Source organism: Enterobacter sp. RHBSTW-00975 (assembly GCF_013615235.1).
Classification (GTDB): domain Bacteria; phylum Pseudomonadota; class Gammaproteobacteria; order Enterobacterales; family Enterobacteriaceae; genus Enterobacter; species Enterobacter ludwigii.
On the sequence record NZ_CP055883.1, the window covers coordinates 224462 to 243308 of the forward strand.

The 18847-nt window shown below is 52.6% G+C and carries 14 protein-coding genes and 4 tRNA genes; 13 read left to right on the plus strand and 5 right to left on the minus strand.

From position 1 onward, the window contains the following. Positions 1 to 142 precede the first annotated feature (142 nt). The 13 genes from HV340_RS01085 (at position 143) to rpoC (ending at position 14208) form a co-directional block, all read left to right on the plus strand. Positions 143 to 218 (plus strand) — tRNA-Thr (locus HV340_RS01085). 8 nt (positions 219 to 226) lie between these two features. Continuing rightward, a tRNA-Tyr gene (locus tag HV340_RS01090) sits at positions 227 to 311 on the plus strand. A gap of 116 nt (positions 312 to 427) precedes the next feature. After that, a tRNA-Gly gene (locus HV340_RS01095) sits at positions 428 to 502 on the plus strand. A 6-nt stretch (positions 503 to 508) separates the two neighbouring features. Beyond that, positions 509 to 584: transfer RNA gene (locus HV340_RS01100), tRNA-Thr, on the plus strand. 118 nt (positions 585 to 702) lie between these two features. Beyond that, positions 703 to 1887, plus strand: a complete 1185-nt coding sequence (tuf, locus tag HV340_RS01105; protein ID WP_014830236.1) for an elongation factor Tu — start codon at positions 703 to 705, stop codon at positions 1885 to 1887. 229 nt (positions 1888 to 2116) lie between these two features. Further along, the gene (gene secE / locus HV340_RS01110) at positions 2117 to 2500 is read left to right on the plus strand and encodes a preprotein translocase subunit SecE (RefSeq protein ID WP_003862342.1); all 384 of its coding nucleotides are present in this window, start codon (positions 2117 to 2119) and stop codon (positions 2498 to 2500) included. Position 2501: 1 nt separating this feature from the next. Next, positions 2502 to 3047, plus strand: a complete 546-nt coding sequence (nusG, locus tag HV340_RS01115) for a transcription termination/antitermination protein NusG (RefSeq protein ID WP_003862341.1) — start codon at positions 2502 to 2504, stop codon at positions 3045 to 3047. Positions 3048 to 3202: 155 nt separating this feature from the next. After that, positions 3203 to 3631, plus strand: coding sequence for a 50S ribosomal protein L11 (gene rplK / locus HV340_RS01120; protein WP_008808007.1), 429 nt, complete (start codon positions 3203 to 3205; stop codon positions 3629 to 3631). Positions 3632 to 3634: 3 nt separating this feature from the next. Continuing rightward, a complete protein-coding gene (gene rplA, locus HV340_RS01125; RefSeq protein ID WP_006810530.1) occupies positions 3635 to 4339 on the plus strand; it encodes a 50S ribosomal protein L1 in 705 nt (234 codons plus the stop codon). A gap of 291 nt (positions 4340 to 4630) precedes the next feature. Then, entirely contained in the window at positions 4631 to 5128 is a 498-nt protein-coding gene (gene rplJ / locus HV340_RS01130; RefSeq protein WP_004097644.1) for a 50S ribosomal protein L10, read from the plus strand. 66 nt (positions 5129 to 5194) lie between these two features. Beyond that, positions 5195 to 5560 (plus strand): 50S ribosomal protein L7/L12, encoded by a 366-nt coding sequence (rplL, locus tag HV340_RS01135; RefSeq protein WP_014168154.1) that lies wholly within the window; start codon positions 5195 to 5197, stop codon positions 5558 to 5560. Between the two features lie 319 nt (positions 5561 to 5879). Beyond that, positions 5880 to 9908, plus strand: a complete 4029-nt coding sequence (gene rpoB / locus HV340_RS01140; RefSeq protein ID WP_020882980.1) for a DNA-directed RNA polymerase subunit beta — start codon at positions 5880 to 5882, stop codon at positions 9906 to 9908. A 76-nt stretch (positions 9909 to 9984) separates the two neighbouring features. Continuing rightward, positions 9985 to 14208: a DNA-directed RNA polymerase subunit beta' gene (gene rpoC / locus HV340_RS01145; RefSeq protein WP_014168156.1), complete on the plus strand. Its 4224-nt coding sequence runs from the start codon at positions 9985 to 9987 to the stop codon at positions 14206 to 14208. 60 nt (positions 14209 to 14268) lie between these two features. On the opposite strand, the gene HV340_RS01150 is transcribed toward rpoC, so the two are convergent. The 5 genes from HV340_RS01150 to thiG form a co-directional block, all read right to left on the minus strand. Next, the gene (locus HV340_RS01150; RefSeq protein ID WP_014168157.1) at positions 14269 to 14586 is read right to left on the minus strand and encodes a PTS lactose/cellobiose transporter subunit IIA; all 318 of its coding nucleotides are present in this window, start codon (positions 14584 to 14586) and stop codon (positions 14269 to 14271) included. A gap of 3 nt (positions 14587 to 14589) precedes the next feature. Then, positions 14590 to 14895: a PTS sugar transporter subunit IIB gene (locus HV340_RS01155; RefSeq protein WP_014068453.1), complete on the minus strand. Its 306-nt coding sequence runs from the start codon at positions 14893 to 14895 to the stop codon at positions 14590 to 14592. Between the two features lie 180 nt (positions 14896 to 15075). Next, the gene (locus HV340_RS01160; protein ID WP_044866216.1) at positions 15076 to 16617 is read right to left on the minus strand and encodes a sensor domain-containing diguanylate cyclase; all 1542 of its coding nucleotides are present in this window, start codon (positions 16615 to 16617) and stop codon (positions 15076 to 15078) included. 329 nt (positions 16618 to 16946) lie between these two features. Continuing rightward, positions 16947 to 18080 (minus strand): 2-iminoacetate synthase ThiH, encoded by a 1134-nt coding sequence (thiH, locus tag HV340_RS01165; protein WP_059306460.1) that lies wholly within the window; start codon positions 18078 to 18080, stop codon positions 16947 to 16949. Beyond that, positions 18077 to 18847, minus strand: a complete 771-nt coding sequence (gene thiG / locus HV340_RS01170; RefSeq protein WP_059306459.1) for a thiazole synthase — start codon at positions 18845 to 18847, stop codon at positions 18077 to 18079. The genes thiH and thiG overlap by 4 nt, the downstream gene beginning before the upstream one ends.

Genomic DNA, 18847 nt, shown 5'->3' on the forward strand with positions numbered 1-18847 from the left:
CCGATGTTGAATTTTTGACCTTGAGTGGATGAATTTACAGCGGTTAACCCTGGTTTCGAATAAAATGTGAGCGAAAGAACGTTTTATGCAATTTTTTAGTTGCATGACTGCGCATGTCTCCATAGAATGCGCGCTACTTGATGCCGACTTAGCTCAGTAGGTAGAGCAACTGACTTGTAATCAGTAGGTCACCAGTTCGATTCCGGTAGTCGGCACCATCAAGTCCGGTGGGGTTCCCGAGCGGCCAAAGGGAGCAGACTGTAAATCTGCCGTCACAGACTTCGAAGGTTCGAATCCTTCCCCCACCACCACTTTCTGGCAGCGTTAAGCCGCCGGAGCTGGTTTGAAAATTGAATCAGCTCGAACCTAAAAAGAGAGAAATCTCTTTTTTTGTTACAGAAAGAACTGGGTAGCCGAGTTTCAGGATGCGGGCATCGTATAATGGCTATTACCTCAGCCTTCCAAGCTGATGATGCGGGTTCGATTCCCGCTGCCCGCTCCAATACGTGCTGATATGGCTCAGTTGGTAGAGCGCACCCTTGGTAAGGGTGAGGTCCCCAGTTCGACTCTGGGTATCAGCACCACTTCACTTCTCCTTCCCGTTTCTCTCTGTTTCAATTTTACTGTATTCAACAATTCAGGCATTTCGCCTGGTTGATGTGGTGATATCACCGATTTATCCGTGTCTTAGAGGGACAATCGATGTCTAAAGAAAAGTTTGAACGTACAAAACCGCACGTTAACGTCGGTACTATCGGCCACGTTGACCATGGTAAAACAACGCTGACCGCTGCAATCACTACCGTTCTGGCTAAAACCTACGGTGGTTCTGCTCGTGCATTCGACCAGATCGATAACGCGCCAGAAGAAAAAGCTCGTGGTATCACCATCAACACCTCTCACGTTGAGTACGACACCCCGACTCGCCACTACGCACACGTAGACTGCCCAGGCCACGCCGACTATGTTAAAAACATGATCACCGGTGCTGCGCAGATGGACGGCGCGATCCTGGTTGTTGCTGCGACTGACGGCCCAATGCCTCAGACCCGTGAGCACATCCTGCTGGGTCGTCAGGTAGGCGTTCCTTACATCATCGTGTTCCTGAACAAATGTGACATGGTTGATGACGAAGAGCTGCTGGAACTGGTAGAGATGGAAGTTCGTGAACTGCTGTCTCAGTACGATTTCCCAGGCGACGACACTCCAATCGTTCGTGGTTCCGCGCTGAAAGCGCTGGAAGGCGACGCTGAGTGGGAAGCGAAAATCATCGAACTGGCTGGCTTCCTGGATTCTTACATCCCAGAACCAGAGCGTGCGATCGACAAGCCGTTCCTGCTGCCAATCGAAGACGTATTCTCCATCTCCGGTCGTGGTACCGTTGTTACCGGTCGTGTTGAGCGCGGTATCATCAAAGTTGGCGAAGAAGTTGAAATCGTTGGTATCAAAGAGACTGCTAAGTCTACCTGTACTGGCGTTGAAATGTTCCGCAAACTGCTGGACGAAGGCCGTGCTGGTGAGAACGTAGGTGTTCTGCTGCGTGGTATCAAACGTGAAGAAATCGAACGTGGTCAGGTACTGGCTAAGCCAGGCTCAATCAAGCCACACACCAAGTTCGAATCTGAAGTGTATATCCTGTCCAAAGACGAAGGCGGCCGTCATACTCCGTTCTTCAAAGGCTACCGTCCACAGTTCTACTTCCGTACAACTGACGTGACCGGTACCATCGAACTGCCAGAAGGCGTTGAGATGGTAATGCCAGGCGACAACATCAAGATGGTTGTGACGCTGATCCACCCAATCGCGATGGACGACGGTCTGCGTTTCGCAATCCGTGAAGGTGGCCGTACCGTTGGCGCGGGCGTGGTTGCTAAAGTTCTCGGCTAATTGCTGATAACATTTGACGCAATGCGCAATAAAAGGGCATCATTTGATGCCCTTTTTGCACGCTTTCAGATCAGAACCTGGCTCATCAGTGATTAAATTTGTCATAATCATTGCTGAGACAGGCTCTGCAGAGAGCGTATAATCCGAAAAGCGAATTAGCATTTCGATTTGGTTTGCCTCGCAATCGCGGGGTGAAAATGTTTGTAGAATACTTCTGACAGGTTGGTTTATGAGTGCGAATACCGAAGCTCAAGGGAGCGGGCGCGGCCTGGAAGCGATGAAATGGGTAGTCGTAGCCGTGCTGCTGATCGTAGCGATTGTCGGCAACTACCTTTATCGTGACATGATGCTGCCGCTACGCGCGCTTGCAGTGGTAATTCTGATTGCTGCAGCGGGTGGTGTCGCGCTGTTGACGACAAAAGGCAAAGCGACTGTCGCTTTTGCTCGCGAAGCGCGTACCGAAGTCCGCAAGGTAATTTGGCCGACTCGCCAGGAAACATTGCACACCACGCTGATCGTAGCGGCGGTTACCGCTGTAATGTCACTGATCCTGTGGGGACTGGATGGTATTCTGGTTCGCCTGGTATCCTTTATCACTGGCCTGAGGTTCTGAGATGTCTGAAGCCCCTAAAAAGCGCTGGTACGTCGTTCAGGCGTTTTCCGGTTTTGAAGGCCGCGTAGCAACGTCGCTGCGTGAGCATATCAAATTACACAACATGGAAGAGTTATTTGGCGAAGTTATGGTTCCGACCGAAGAAGTGGTCGAGATCCGTGGCGGCCAACGTCGCAAAAGCGAGCGTAAATTCTTCCCGGGTTACGTGCTGGTTCAGATGGTTATGAACGACGCGAGCTGGCACCTGGTGCGTAGCGTACCGCGCGTGATGGGCTTTATCGGCGGCACGTCTGACCGTCCGGCGCCAATCAGCGACAAAGAAGTTGATGCGATTATGAACCGCCTGCAGCAGGTGGGGGATAAGCCGCGTCCGAAAACGCTGTTTGAACCGGGTGAAATGGTTCGTGTTAATGACGGTCCGTTTGCTGACTTTAATGGCGTGGTTGAAGAAGTGGACTACGAAAAGTCCCGCCTGAAAGTGTCCGTTTCTATCTTCGGTCGTGCGACCCCGGTAGAACTGGACTTTGCCCAGGTCGAAAAAGCCTAAGCAGCGATCAAAAAAGCGACGATTTAATCGTTGCACAAGGCGCGAGATTGGAATACAATTTCGCGCCTTTTGTTTTTATGGGCTGCGGCCTGTAAAACGATTTTATTCACGGGGAGCCTCCTTGAGGCGTTATCACCCAATCAGAGGATTTTAGAATGGCTAAGAAAGTACAAGCCTACGTCAAGCTGCAGGTTGCAGCAGGTATGGCGAACCCAAGTCCACCAGTTGGTCCAGCTCTGGGTCAGCAGGGTGTGAACATCATGGAATTCTGTAAAGCGTTCAACGCCAAAACCGAATCCATGGAAAAAGGTCTGCCAATCCCAGTTGTTATCACTGTATACGCTGACCGTTCTTTCACTTTCGTTACCAAAACCCCTCCAGCAGCAGTTCTGCTGAAGAAAGCGGCGGGCATTAAGTCTGGTTCCGGTAAACCGAACAAAGACAAAGTGGGTAAAATTTCCCGCGCTCAGCTGCAGGAAATCGCGCAGACCAAAGCTGCCGACATGACTGGTGCCGACATTGAAGCGATGACTCGCTCAATCGAAGGTACTGCACGTTCCATGGGCCTGGTAGTGGAGGACTAAGAAATGGCTAAACTGACCAAGCGCATGTCCGTGATCCGTGACAAAGTTGATGCGACCAAACAGTACGACATCAACGAAGCTATCGCTCTGCTGAAAGAACTGGCTACCGCTAAGTTCGTTGAAAGCGTTGACGTTGCTGTTAATCTGGGCATCGATGCTCGTAAATCTGATCAGAACGTTCGTGGTGCAACTGTACTGCCACACGGTACTGGCCGTTCCGTACGCGTAGCTGTATTTGCTCAGGGTGCAAACGCTGAAGCGGCTAAAGCTGCCGGCGCTGAACTGGTAGGTATGGAAGATCTGGCTGACCAGATCAAGAAAGGCGAAATGAACTTTGACGTTGTTATTGCTTCTCCAGATGCAATGCGCGTTGTTGGCCAGCTGGGCCAGGTTCTGGGTCCACGCGGCCTGATGCCAAACCCGAAAGTGGGTACTGTAACCCCTAACGTTGCTGAAGCTGTTAAGAACGCTAAAGCAGGTCAGGTTCGTTATCGTAACGACAAAAACGGCATCATCCACACCACCATCGGTAAAGTGGACTTTGACGCTGACAAACTGAAAGAAAACCTGGAAGCTCTGCTGGTTGCGCTGAAAAAAGCAAAACCAACTCAGGCGAAAGGCGTGTACATCAAGAAAGTTAGCATCTCCACCACCATGGGTGCAGGTGTTGCAGTTGACCAGGCTGGCCTGAGCGCTGCTGCAAACTAATGCCTTTACGTGGGCGGTGATTTTGTCTACAATCTTACCCCCACGTTCGCTAACAAAAGTTAGCGGCTAAAAGATTTGTTCGTTGGAGCCTGGCCTAATCCAGGCCTCCGTCGAAGACCGCAGGTGTTTCGCAAGAAACTTAATGCCCTGCGTAGACGGTGACAGAACGCTAAGATTATTTTTGGATACTCTGGCTTGTTTCTGCTCACCGTATTAAGACGCTCTTTCCGTTGGGGAGAGTGAAGTGAGTTCCGGAACATGAGTTCCGGCAAACATCCAGGAGCAAAGCTAATGGCTTTAAATCTTCAAGACAAACAAGCGATTGTTGCTGAAGTCAGCGAAGTAGCCAAAGGCGCGCTGTCTGCAGTAGTTGCGGATTCCCGTGGCGTTACTGTAGACAAAATGACTGAACTGCGTAAAGCAGGTCGTGAAGCTGGCGTATACATGCGTGTTGTTCGTAACACCCTGCTGCGTCGCGTAGTTGAAGGTACTCCTTTCGAGTGCCTGAAAGACACGTTTGTTGGTCCGACCCTTATTGCATACTCTATGGAACACCCGGGCGCTGCTGCTCGTCTGTTCAAAGAGTTCGCGAAAGCGAATGCAAAATTTGAGGTCAAAGCTGCAGCCTTTGAAGGTGAGTTGATCCCGGCATCGCAAATCGATCGCCTGGCAACCCTGCCGACCTACGAAGAAGCAATTGCACGCCTGATGGCAACCATGAAAGAAGCTTCGGCTGGCAAACTGGTTCGCACTCTGGCTGCTGTTCGCGATGCGAAAGAAGCTGCTTAATCGCAGTTATCTTTATAAAGCATTTGCTTACGTATAAACTTATTCTGATTTTCAGGAACAATTTAAATGTCTATCACTAAAGATCAAATCATTGAAGCAGTTGCAGCTATGTCCGTAATGGACGTTGTAGAACTGATCTCTGCAATGGAAGAAAAATTCGGTGTTTCCGCTGCTGCTGCTGTAGCTGTAGCTGCTGGCCCGGTTGAAGCTGCTGAAGAAAAAACTGAATTCGACGTAATTCTGAAAGCTGCTGGCGCTAACAAAGTTGCTGTTATCAAAGCAGTACGTGGCGCAACTGGCCTGGGTCTGAAAGAAGCTAAAGACCTGGTAGAAGCTGCTCCAGCTGCGCTGAAAGAAGGCGTGAGCAAAGACGACGCAGAAGCACTGAAAAAATCTCTGGAAGAAGCTGGCGCTGAAGTTGAAGTTAAATAAGCCAACTTTTCTGGTTGCAGCCTAAGTCATTAGGCTGATGGCTGGTGACTTTTTAGTCACCAGCCTTTTTGCGCTGTAAGGCATCAGTAGCATTTCACACTGTTTGACTACTGGTTGTCCTGACAATGCATGTTTCTATCGACGACTTAATATATTGCGACAGGGTGCGCGCTCTGTGTAAATCGCGACGAAATGATTTAAGCGTGATAGCAACAGGTATTGCGGAAAGTATTCAATTTTCCGGTCCACAAAATGGTGTTGCACAAACTGTCCCTTCGTCGGACAGATGGGTCGACTTGTCAGCGAGCTGAGGAACCCTATGGTTTACTCCTATACCGAGAAAAAACGTATTCGTAAGGATTTTGGTAAACGTCCACAAGTTCTGGACATTCCATATCTCCTTTCTATCCAGCTTGACTCGTTCCAGAAGTTTATCGAGCAAGATCCTGAAGGGCAGTACGGCCTGGAAGCAGCCTTCCGTTCCGTGTTCCCGATTCAGAGCTACAGCGGTAACTCCGAGCTGCAGTACGTCAGCTACCGCCTTGGCGAACCGGTGTTTGACGTTCAGGAATGTCAGATCCGTGGCGTGACCTATTCCGCACCGCTGCGCGTAAAACTGCGTCTGGTGATCTATGAGCGCGAAGCGCCAGAAGGCACCGTAAAAGACATTAAAGAACAAGAAGTCTACATGGGTGAAATTCCACTCATGACAGACAACGGTACTTTCGTCATCAACGGTACTGAGCGTGTTATCGTTTCCCAGCTGCATCGTAGCCCGGGTGTCTTCTTCGACAGCGATAAAGGTAAAACACACTCATCCGGTAAAGTACTGTATAACGCGCGTATCATTCCTTACCGTGGTTCCTGGCTGGACTTCGAGTTCGATCCTAAAGACAACCTGTTTGTCCGTATCGACCGTCGTCGTAAACTGCCTGCGACCATCATTTTGCGTGCGCTGCAATACACCACTGAACAGATCCTGGACCTGTTCTTTGAGAAAGTAATCTTTGAAATCCGCGACAACAAGTTGCAGATGGAGCTGGTGCCAGAGCGTCTGCGTGGTGAGACCGCGTCGTTCGACATCGAAGCCGACGGCAAAGTGTATGTGGAAAAAGGCCGCCGTATTACCGCGCGCCACATCCGTCAGCTGGAAAAAGATGATATCAAACTCATCGAAGTTCCGGTTGAATACATTGCTGGAAAAGTAGCCGCGAAAGATTACGTTGATGAATCAACTGGCGAGCTGATCTGCCCGGCGAACATGGAGCTGAGCCTGGATCTGCTGGCTAAGCTGAGCCAGTCTGGCCACAAACGCATAGAAACGCTGTTCACCAACGATCTGGACCACGGTCCTTATATCTCTGAGACTATCCGCGTCGATCCAACGACCGATCGTCTGAGCGCGCTGGTAGAAATCTACCGCATGATGCGCCCTGGTGAACCACCAACTCGCGAAGCGGCTGAAAGCCTGTTCGAGAACCTGTTCTTCTCCGAAGACCGCTACGATCTGTCCGCGGTTGGTCGTATGAAGTTCAACCGTTCTCTGCTGCGTGATGAGATCGAAGGTTCCGGTATCCTGAGCAAAGACGACATCATCGAAGTGATGAAGAAGCTCATCGATATCCGTAACGGCAAAGGCGAAGTGGACGATATCGACCACCTCGGCAACCGTCGTATCCGTTCCGTAGGCGAAATGGCGGAAAACCAGTTCCGCGTTGGCCTGGTACGTGTTGAGCGTGCGGTGAAAGAGCGTCTGTCTCTGGGCGATCTGGATACCCTGATGCCTCAGGATATGATCAACGCCAAGCCGATTTCTGCAGCAGTGAAAGAGTTCTTCGGTTCCAGCCAGCTGTCTCAGTTCATGGACCAGAACAACCCGCTGTCTGAGATCACGCACAAACGTCGTATCTCTGCACTCGGCCCAGGCGGTCTGACCCGTGAACGTGCAGGCTTCGAAGTTCGAGACGTACACCCGACTCACTACGGTCGCGTATGTCCAATCGAAACGCCTGAAGGTCCAAACATCGGTCTGATCAACTCCCTGTCCGTGTACGCACAGACTAACGAATACGGTTTCCTTGAGACGCCGTACCGTAAAGTGACCGACGGTGTTGTAACTGACGAAATTCACTACCTGTCTGCTATCGAAGAAGGCAACTACGTTATCGCTCAGGCGAACTCCAACCTGGATGACGAAGGCCACTTTGTAGAAGATCTGGTTACCTGCCGTAGCAAAGGCGAATCCAGCTTGTTCAGCCGCGACCAGGTTGACTACATGGACGTATCCACCCAGCAGGTGGTATCCGTCGGTGCGTCCCTGATCCCGTTCCTGGAACACGATGACGCCAACCGTGCATTGATGGGTGCGAACATGCAACGTCAGGCCGTTCCAACTCTGCGTGCTGATAAGCCGCTGGTTGGTACCGGTATGGAACGTGCTGTTGCCGTTGACTCCGGTGTTACTGCGGTGGCTAAACGTGGCGGTACTGTTCAGTACGTGGATGCTTCCCGTATCGTTATCAAAGTTAACGAAGACGAGATGTACCCGGGCGAAGCAGGTATCGACATTTATAACCTGACCAAATACACCCGTTCTAACCAGAACACCTGTATCAACCAGATGCCTTGTGTGTCTCTGGGTGAGCCCGTTGAGCGCGGCGACGTGCTGGCAGACGGTCCGTCCACCGACCTCGGTGAACTGGCGCTCGGTCAGAACATGCGTGTAGCGTTCATGCCGTGGAACGGTTACAACTTCGAAGACTCCATCCTCGTCTCCGAGCGTGTGGTTCAGGAAGATCGTTTCACTACCATCCACATTCAGGAACTGGCATGTGTGTCCCGTGACACCAAGCTGGGGCCAGAAGAGATCACCGCTGACATCCCTAACGTGGGTGAAGCTGCGCTCTCCAAACTGGATGAATCCGGTATCGTTTACATCGGTGCAGAAGTGACCGGCGGCGACATTCTGGTTGGTAAGGTAACGCCGAAAGGTGAAACCCAGCTGACGCCAGAAGAGAAACTGCTGCGTGCTATCTTCGGTGAGAAAGCGTCTGACGTTAAAGACTCTTCTCTGCGCGTACCAAACGGTGTTTCCGGTACGGTTATCGATGTTCAGGTCTTCACCCGTGACGGCGTTGAGAAAGATAAGCGTGCGCTGGAAATCGAAGAGATGCAGCTCAAGCAGGCTAAGAAAGACCTGTCTGAAGAACTGCAGATCCTCGAAGCGGGTCTGTTCAGCCGTATCTATGCGGTGCTGGTTGCCGGTGGCGTTGAAGCTGAGAAGCTCGACAAACTGCCACGCGATCGCTGGCTGGAACTGGGCCTGACCGACGAAGAGAAACAAAATCAGCTGGAACAGCTGGCTGAGCAGTATGACGAACTGAAACACGAGTTCGAGAAAAAACTCGAAGCGAAACGCCGTAAAATCACTCAGGGCGACGATCTGGCACCAGGCGTGCTGAAGATTGTTAAGGTGTATCTGGCTGTTAAACGTCAGATCCAGCCTGGTGATAAGATGGCAGGTCGTCACGGTAACAAGGGTGTTATCTCTAAGATCAACCCGATCGAAGATATGCCGCACGATGCTAACGGTACGCCGGTAGATATCGTACTGAACCCACTGGGCGTACCGTCTCGTATGAACATCGGTCAGATTCTGGAAACCCACCTGGGTATGGCTGCGAAAGGTATCGGCGATAAGATCAACGCCATGCTGAAACAGCAGGAAGAAGTCGCGAAACTGCGCGAATTCATCCAGCGTGCCTACGATCTGGGTACCGACGTTCGTCAGAAAGTCGACCTGAGCACCTTCAGCGATGAAGAAGTGCTGCGTCTGGCAGAGAACCTGCGCAAAGGTATGCCGATTGCAACGCCGGTATTCGACGGTGCAAAAGAAGCTGAAATCAAAGAGCTGCTGCAACTGGGTGGTCTGCCAACGTCTGGTCAGATTACGCTGTTTGATGGCCGTACCGGTGAACAGTTCGAGCGTCCGGTAACCGTAGGTTACATGTACATGCTGAAACTGAACCACCTGGTCGACGACAAGATGCACGCTCGTTCTACCGGTTCTTACAGCCTGGTTACTCAGCAGCCGCTGGGTGGTAAGGCGCAGTTCGGTGGTCAGCGCTTCGGGGAGATGGAAGTGTGGGCGCTGGAAGCATACGGCGCAGCATACACCCTGCAGGAAATGCTCACCGTTAAGTCTGATGACGTGAACGGTCGTACCAAGATGTATAAAAACATCGTGGACGGCAATCATCAGATGGAACCAGGCATGCCAGAGTCCTTCAACGTACTGTTGAAAGAGATTCGTTCGCTGGGTATCAACATCGAACTGGAAGACGAGTAATTCTCGCTCAAACAGGTCACTGGTGTCGGGCTAACCCCCGACACCAGATTGTGCTAACTCCGACGGGAGCAAATCCGTGAAAGATTTATTAAAGTTTCTGAAAGCGCAGACTAAAACCGAAGAGTTTGATGCGATCAAAATTGCTCTGGCTTCGCCAGACATGATCCGTTCATGGTCTTTCGGTGAAGTTAAAAAGCCGGAAACCATCAACTACCGTACGTTCAAGCCTGAGCGTGACGGCCTTTTCTGTGCACGAATTTTCGGGCCAGTAAAAGACTACGAGTGCCTGTGCGGTAAGTACAAGCGCCTGAAACACCGTGGTGTGATCTGTGAGAAGTGCGGCGTTGAAGTGACCCAGACCAAAGTGCGCCGTGAGCGCATGGGCCACATCGAACTGGCATCTCCAACTGCGCACATCTGGTTCCTGAAATCTCTGCCGTCCCGTATCGGCCTGCTGCTGGATATGCCGCTGCGCGATATCGAACGTGTTCTGTACTTCGAATCTTATGTGGTTATCGAAGGCGGTATGACGAACCTGGAACGCCACCAGATTCTGACCGAAGAACAGTATCTGGACGCGCTGGAAGAGTTCGGTGACGAATTCGACGCGAAGATGGGTGCGGAAGCTATTCAGGCCCTGCTGAAAAGCATGGACCTGGAGCAAGAGTGCGAGCAGCTGCGTGAAGAGCTGAACGAAACCAACTCCGAAACCAAGCGTAAAAAGCTGACCAAGCGTATCAAACTGCTGGAAGCATTCGTTCAGTCTGGTAACAAACCAGAGTGGATGATCCTGACCGTTCTGCCGGTTCTGCCGCCAGATCTGCGTCCGCTGGTTCCGCTGGATGGTGGTCGTTTCGCAACGTCGGATCTGAACGATCTGTATCGTCGCGTTATCAACCGTAACAACCGTCTGAAACGTCTGCTGGATCTGGCTGCGCCGGACATCATCGTACGTAACGAAAAACGTATGCTGCAGGAAGCGGTAGATGCCCTGCTGGATAACGGTCGTCGCGGTCGTGCGATCACCGGTTCTAACAAACGTCCTCTGAAATCTTTGGCCGATATGATCAAAGGTAAACAGGGTCGTTTCCGTCAGAACCTGCTCGGTAAGCGTGTTGACTACTCCGGTCGTTCTGTTATCACCGTAGGTCCATACCTGCGTCTGCATCAGTGCGGTCTGCCGAAGAAAATGGCACTGGAGCTGTTCAAACCGTTCATCTACGGCAAGCTGGAACTGCGTGGCCTGGCCACCACCATCAAAGCCGCTAAGAAAATGGTTGAGCGTGAAGAAGCTGTCGTTTGGGATATCCTGGACGAAGTTATCCGCGAACACCCGGTACTGCTGAACCGTGCACCAACACTGCACCGTCTGGGTATCCAGGCATTTGAACCGGTACTGATCGAAGGTAAAGCTATCCAGCTGCACCCGCTGGTTTGTGCGGCATATAACGCCGACTTCGATGGTGACCAGATGGCTGTTCACGTACCGCTGACGCTGGAAGCCCAGCTCGAAGCGCGTGCGCTGATGATGTCTACTAACAACATCCTGTCTCCAGCGAACGGTGAACCAATCATCGTTCCTTCTCAGGACGTTGTATTGGGTCTGTACTACATGACCCGTGACTGTGTTAACGCCAAAGGCGAAGGCATGGTGCTGACTGGCCCTAAAGAAGCTGAGCGTATCTATCGCGCTGGCCTGGCCTCTCTGCATGCGCGTGTCAAAGTGCGTATCACTGAATATGAAAAAGATGCTAACGGCGAATTCGTTGCGAAAACCAGCCTGAAAGACACGACCGTTGGCCGTGCCATTCTGTGGATGATCGTACCGAAAGGTCTGCCTTTCTCCATCGTCAACCAGGCGCTGGGTAAGAAAGCGATCTCCAAAATGCTGAACACCTGTTACCGCATTCTGGGTCTGAAGCCGACGGTTATCTTCGCTGACCAGACAATGTACACCGGCTTTGCATATGCAGCGCGTTCAGGTGCATCTGTTGGTATCGATGACATGGTTATCCCAGAGAAGAAACACGAGATCATCTCTGAAGCGGAAGCCGAAGTTGCTGAGATCCAGGAGCAGTTCCAGTCTGGTCTGGTTACCGCGGGCGAACGCTATAACAAAGTTATCGATATCTGGGCTGCGGCGAACGATCGTGTATCCAAAGCGATGATGGATAACCTGCAAACCGAAACCGTGATTAACCGTGACGGCGTAGAAGAGCAGCAGGTTTCCTTCAACAGCATTTACATGATGGCCGACTCCGGTGCGCGTGGTTCTGCAGCACAGATTCGTCAGCTGGCAGGTATGCGTGGTCTGATGGCGAAGCCAGATGGCTCCATCATCGAAACGCCAATCACCGCGAACTTCCGTGAAGGTCTGAACGTACTCCAGTACTTCATCTCTACTCACGGTGCGCGTAAAGGTCTGGCGGATACCGCACTGAAAACAGCGAACTCCGGTTATCTGACGCGTCGTCTGGTTGACGTTGCGCAGGACCTGGTTGTGACCGAAGACGATTGTGGCACCCTCGAAGGTATCACCATGACCCCGGTTATCGAGGGCGGTGATGTTAAAGAGCCGCTGCGCGATCGCGTACTGGGTCGTGTAACCGCGGAAGACATTCTGAAGCCGGGTACCGCAGACATTCTGGTTCCACGCAACACGCTGCTGCACGAACAGTGGTGTGACCTGCTGGAAGCGAACTCTGTTGACTCTGTGAAAGTTCGTTCCGTTGTATCTTGTGACACCGATTTCGGTGTATGTGCGCACTGCTATGGTCGTGACCTGGCGCGTGGCCACATCATCAACAAAGGTGAAGCAATCGGTGTTATCGCGGCACAGTCCATCGGTGAACCGGGTACACAGCTGACGATGCGTACGTTCCACATCGGTGGTGCGGCATCTCGTGCGGCTGCTGAATCCAGCATCCAGGTGAAAAACAAAGGTAGCATCAAGCTCAGCAACGCGAAGTCTGTTGTTAACTCCGCAGGCAAGCTGGTTGTGACCTCTCGTAACACCGAGCTGAAGCTGATCGACGAATTCGGTCGTACCAAAGAGAGCTATAAAGTGCCTTACGGTGCTGTTATGGCGAAAGGTGATGGCGAGCAGGTTGCCGGCGGTGAAACCGTTGCAAACTGGGATCCACACACCATGCCGGTTATCACCGAAGTAAGTGGTTTCATCCGCTTCACTGACATGATCGACGGCCAGACCATTACTCGTCAGACCGACGAGCTGACCGGTCTGTCTTCTCTGGTCGTTCTGGACTCTGCTGAGCGTACTGCCGGTGGTAAAGATCTGCGTCCTGCACTGAAAATCGTTGATGCTCAGGGTAACGACGTTCTGATCCCTGGTACCGATATGCCTGCGCAGTACTTCCTGCCGGGTAAAGCGATTGTACAGCTGGAAGATGGCGTACAGATCAGTTCTGGTGACACCCTGGCGCGTATTCCTCAGGAATCCGGCGGTACCAAGGACATTACCGGTGGTCTGCCACGCGTTGCGGATCTGTTCGAAGCACGTCGTCCGAAAGAGCCTGCAATCCTGGCTGAAATCAGCGGTATCATCTCCTTCGGTAAAGAGACCAAAGGTAAACGCCGTCTGGTTATCACCCCAGTAGATGGCAGCGAGCCGTACGAAGAGATGATTCCTAAGTGGCGTCAGCTCAACGTGTTCGAAGGTGAACGTGTAGAACGTGGTGACGTGGTTTCCGACGGTCCAGAAGCGCCGCACGACATCCTGCGTCTGCGTGGTGTGCATGCTGTTACTCGTTACATCGTTAACGAAGTACAGGACGTATACCGTCTGCAGGGCGTTAAGATTAACGATAAACACATTGAAGTTATCGTTCGTCAGATGCTGCGTAAAGCAACCATCGATAGCGCGGGCAGCTCTGAGTTCCTGGAAGGCGAGCAGGTTGAATACTCACGTGTCAAGATCGCTAACCGCGATCTGGAAGCGAACGGCAAAATCGCTGCGACCTTCTCGCGCGATCTGCTGGGTATCACCAAAGCGTCTCTGGCAACCGAGTCCTTCATCTCTGCAGCATCGTTCCAGGAGACCACGCGTGTCCTGACCGAAGCCGCTGTAGCAGGTAAGCGTGATGAACTGCGCGGTCTGAAAGAGAACGTTATCGTGGGTCGTCTGATCCCGGCGGGTACCGGTTATGCGTACCATCAGGATCGTATGCGTCGTCGTGCTGCAGGCGAACTGCCAGCTGCACCGCAGGTAACTGCTGAAGATGCATCCGCGAGCCTGGCAGAGCTGCTGAACGCAGGTCTGGGTGGTTCTGACAACGAGTAATCGTTGATTCAGCAAATAAAAAAACCCGCTTCGGCGGGTTTTTTTATGTCTGCATATTTTTCAGTTTATCAGCGGTAGCCGACGATACAGCTCAATCATATCGCCCGCCAGGTCCTGAATGACCATCGCGTTCATCAGGTGATCCTGAGAGTGGACGGTGATCAGGTTAACCGGCAGCTTTCCGGTCCCTTCATCAAGACCAATCAGCTGCGTCTGGATGGTGTGGGCATGTTTCACGTATTCACGCGACTCTTCCATCGCCTTTTCGGCTTCGTCAAAGTCACCTTTACGGGCCATCTGCAACGCCGTAAGGGCAGCACTGCGCGCTGCTCCCGCGTTGACCAGCAGTTCCATGATCGTTGTTTCTAAATCTTCCACGGGTCACTCCAGTAATTTAAGCGCTTTTTCCAGGACGACATCACCTTTCATCATGCCGTAATCCATCATGTCGATCACCGCGACCTTTTTACCCAGCGGATCGGCCTGCGCCTGAAGTTTAGCCTGCTCGTATTTAACCTGTGGCCCCAGCAATACGATGTCAGCCGTCGCGATATTATCTTTAAACTCCGCAACCGGAACGGCTTTAATGGTGACTTCAACCCCTTTTTTCTGCGCGGCGTCTTTCATACGTTGAACCAGCATGCTGGTTGACATTCCCGCTGCACAGCATAAAACGATGTTCTTCATAATCAGCCTCGATCTACATGTGTTTATTGATAATTATCCCGTGCAGACCGCTTCAACAACCGCTTTACCGCGATTGTGTGTCAGGCATCACAAAGAAATGGGTGATTTTCTGAAACCGGTTACAATTTTGCATGAAAGTGCACGCTGCCCGTCGAAACGGACAGCGTGGGAGGGGAGAAATTAACGGATGGAGGTCCGAAGGATGCGGTTTTTACCCTGCTGTTTTGCGCTGTAAAGTGCGTTATCCACGCTCCCGACAAATTGCTCCAGCGGTTCGAAATGCCATTCCCCCAGGCCTGCACTGAACGTGACCTGCAGGTTTTCTTCGCGCCAGACGCGTTTTTCAATGGTGGTACGCCACGCTTCCAGCAACGAGATTGCATCAGCAATTTGCGCAGCCTGGAAGACCACCGCAAACTCTTCTCCACCGTACCGGTACACCGAGATGTGGTGCGGTTGCATGATCTGGATCCCTTCACGCGCCACGTTACGCAGGACAATATCGCCGCTAAGGTGGCCCCAGGTATCGTTGATTGATTTGAAGTTATCGATGTCCACCAGCGCCAGTGCGAAAGGCTGTTGAGCCGCCATTAACTCTTCCACATCGGTATCGAACGCGCGGCGGTTTTTGCAGCCTGTTAGCGCATCGTGGGTTGCCTGGCGGACATATGCCATTTCACGCTCTTTATTCGACTGGATGGTATGACTCAGCATCGCTTCCAGACGCGGAGCCTGGCTGACGTCGCCAGTTTTGATGGCGTTGATAATATGCATCAGCACGGTACGCGAGGCATGGCGAAGGTACAAACCGAAGAGAATGATAATAATCGCCGCCAGTGCAAATCCCCAGCCAACGATAGTGGTTTCGTGGCGGGTAATATCCGTCAGGGTCGCGCCAGAGACCCGGTAGATGACAAACCAATCCGGGTTAGTGAAGGAGTAGTAGTAATACCAGGTTTTACTTTTCCGGTCGTATAAATGCCCCTCGCCGCTGGTCATTTTGTCCATCAGCGCTTCGCTCACGTATTTTTTGAACAGCGCGCCCGTGTCAGGATGAAGCACCACGGTTCCGTCGCGCTCGACGACGAAGAATTCCCCTTGTACAGGGGCCACCATCTGTCGAAGGGTATACCCCATCGACGCCAAATCAAGATGAAAGGCGAGGGTTCCCTTGAGTCTGCCTTCTGTTGAAATCAATGGCTTATAAAGCGTGACCGTTGGATGCCCGGTAAAGTAGTCCATATAAGGGTGGGTATAATGGCTGAAAATACTGGCTTCCGCGTGGGCGACAAACCACGGGCGCGTCCGCGGATCGACGTTTTTACTCTTTTCCGTGGGAGGCGCTTCTGGAACGTGCAAATAATGCCCTTCCGTGTCGGCCAGCGAGATGGATGACACGGTCGGCATCAGGTTTTGCAAATGCATCAACATCTGCAACCCTTGCGTCGGGTTGACGTTCAGCGTCTCATTCAGTATTTCGTTGCGGGAAAAGTACATCGCAGAACGACCAAGAATATAGTCGTTTTCACGCAACATTGATTCGGTATAGTTAACCGCCAGATTATGCGTGAAATTACCATTAATTTTATGATAATCCTCAAGAAAATCCTTTCGTTGCGAAAGCGTAACCACGACAGCGATCAGTGCAAAACTGCACAGTATCCCCGCGAAGCTGGCCATTATTGGCCGGGTAAAAGAGAGTTTTTTGCTGTGAAGTGCCATGAGTTGTACATCATTCCTGAGGGTGAATGCTTTTCGTCTGCCGATATCCTCTCAGCATAGTCGCAGTCCTGCGGTTAGCTGTTAATTATACGGAACACGATTTCAGACGAGATGATTTATCTTAAGAATGGCTAAGAAATTACTCATAAAAGCAGAAATTCAGTATGCACGATAAGTCAGAGGCAGGGCGAAACGAGGAAGAAGCTTTTCGCCCTGGTCAGCGTCCGTTGCTGACCACATGACAATAAAAAACCGGACGATAGCTGACAATCATCCGGTTGTGACTCTCCGTGCCGCCTCGTTTTATTTCTGCGGAGTTGCAGTATGTTTCAGCGTAATTGCGAGGCTCTTCCCAGCCAGCTGTCCCAGTCTTTCCAGACCGGCTGCAGTCCCTGCGCGCTCAGGGCCGCGGCGACCGCTTCCGGACGTCGTCCATCATGTGGGGCAAACTGCTCCAGTTCAGGGTGATCATCGGCGTAACCGCCCGGCTGAGTTTTGGAAAATGCGCTCACGTTGTTTATCGCAAGCGGGATCACGCGGTCGCGGAACGCCGGTGATTCACGTGTTGAGAGCGATAATTCAACCTCCGGGGCAAGCAGGCGAAACGCGCAGATCGTTTGTACCAGCTGGCGCTCGTCCATGAGTGAGGCCGGTTCAATCCCGCCAGCACACGGGCGCAGCCGGGGGAAGGAGATGGAGTAGCGGCTCTGCCAGTAGTGCTGCTGGAGCCACAACAGATGTTCCGCCACCATGTAACAATCCACGCGCCAGCTATCGGAAAGCCCAATCAGCGCACCAAGACCAATTTTGTCGATCCCGGCACGACCGAGCCTGTCCGGTGTTTCAAGGCGGAAGAAGAAGTCCTGTTTCTTGCCCTTCAGGTGATGCCGGGCGTAGGTCGCTTCGTGGTACGTTTCCTGATAGACCATCACTCCATCCAGTCCGAGCGTTTTGAGCTCCGCATACTCATCCTGCGACAGGGGCTGCACTTCCATCTGCAACGAGGCGAACTGACGACGAATGGCAGGAAGGTGCTGGCGGAAATAGTCCATTCCGACTTTGCCCTGGTGCTCACCGGTGACCAGCAGGAGATGCTCGAAGCCCATTTCCCGGATGGCCGCACACTCGCGCGCGATCTCCTCCGCATCAAGCGTCTTACGCTTAATGCGGTTGCTCATGGAGAAGCCGCAGTAGGTACAGTCATTGGCGCACAGGTTTGAGAGATAGAGCGGGACGTAAAAGCTCACCGTGTTGCCAAAGCGCTGTCGGGTGAGACGCTGGGCGCGCTGGGCCATCGGCTCCAGATAAGCGCTGGCCGCAGGGGAGAGCAGGGCCATTAAATCGTCGCGGGTCAGATGGCGCGCATTCAGTGCGCGCTCGACGTCGACCGGCGTTTTGCTGTTGATGCGCAGGGCAATGTCGTCCCAGTTAAGCTGCCGCCAGCGGTCGGTAAAGGTGGTCATGAGATTGCCTCCAGAAAACCGGTCAGCGGGCTGGTGGCCTGCGCCTGAAAACTGCGCGAGCCAGGGCCTGATTGCCGTGCCAGCAGGCCAGCCTCCACCGCCATGCGAAACGCGCGCGCCATCATGACCGGATCGTCGGCAACCGCGATGGCCGTGTTAACCAGCACCGCGTCTGCCCCCATCTCCAGCGCCTGCGCGGCATGGCTTGGTACGCCAATACCCGCATCCACCACCACCGGCACGGTGGCCTGCTCAATGATGATCTCCAGCATTGCACGGGTTTCCAGCCCCTGGTTAGAGCCAATAGGCGCGCCCAGCGGCATAATGGCGGCGCAGCCAACATCTTCCAGACGTTTGCAGAGTACCGGATCGGCACCGCAGTAAGGCAGAACGATGAACCCTTGTTGTACCAGCTTTTCTGCCGCTTTCAGCGTCTCGATCGGGTCGGGCAACAGCCAGCGAGCATCCGGGTGAATTTCCAGCTTCAGCCAGCGTGTGCCGAGCGCTTCACGCGCCAGTTGGGCGGCGAAAATGGCCTCTTCGGCCGTTTTCGCGCCGGAAGTATTTGGCAGTAGCGTGACGCCAGTTTCCAGTAAAGGTGCCAGAATGGCATCACTGTGATGGCGCAGATCTACGCGCTTTAACGCCAGCGTGACCAGCTGGCTGCCGCTTTCACGGATGGCATCGACCATCAGCTGGGGTGATGCGAATTTCCCGGTTCCGGTAAACAGATGTGAATCAAAGACTTTATCGGCAATACGTAACAT

Bases quoted from the DNA above. Each gene is read 5' to 3' on its own strand.
- tuf (WP_014830236.1), top strand. From the start codon at position 703: ATGTCTAAAGAAAAGTTTGAACGTACAAAACCGCACGTTAACGTCGGT.
- secE (WP_003862342.1), top strand. From the start codon at position 2,117: ATGAGTGCGAATACCGAAGCTCAAGGGAGCGGGCGCGGCCTGGAAGCG.
- nusG (WP_003862341.1), top strand. From the start codon at position 2,502: ATGTCTGAAGCCCCTAAAAAGCGCTGGTACGTCGTTCAGGCGTTTTCC.
- rplK (WP_008808007.1), top strand. From the start codon at position 3,203: ATGGCTAAGAAAGTACAAGCCTACGTCAAGCTGCAGGTTGCAGCAGGT.
- rplA (WP_006810530.1), top strand. From the start codon at position 3,635: ATGGCTAAACTGACCAAGCGCATGTCCGTGATCCGTGACAAAGTTGAT.
- rplJ (WP_004097644.1), top strand. From the start codon at position 4,631: ATGGCTTTAAATCTTCAAGACAAACAAGCGATTGTTGCTGAAGTCAGC.
- rplL (WP_014168154.1), top strand. From the start codon at position 5,195: ATGTCTATCACTAAAGATCAAATCATTGAAGCAGTTGCAGCTATGTCC.
- rpoB (WP_020882980.1), top strand. From the start codon at position 5,880: ATGGTTTACTCCTATACCGAGAAAAAACGTATTCGTAAGGATTTTGGT.
- HV340_RS01155 (WP_014068453.1), bottom strand. From the start codon at position 14,895: ATGAAGAACATCGTTTTATGCTGTGCAGCGGGAATGTCAACCAGCATG.
- HV340_RS01160 (WP_044866216.1), bottom strand. From the start codon at position 16,617: ATGGCACTTCACAGCAAAAAACTCTCTTTTACCCGGCCAATAATGGCC.
- thiH (WP_059306460.1), bottom strand. From the start codon at position 18,080: ATGACCACCTTTACCGACCGCTGGCGGCAGCTTAACTGGGACGACATT.
- thiG (WP_059306459.1), bottom strand. From the start codon at position 18,847: ATGTTACGTATTGCCGATAAAGTCTTTGATTCACATCTGTTTACCGGA.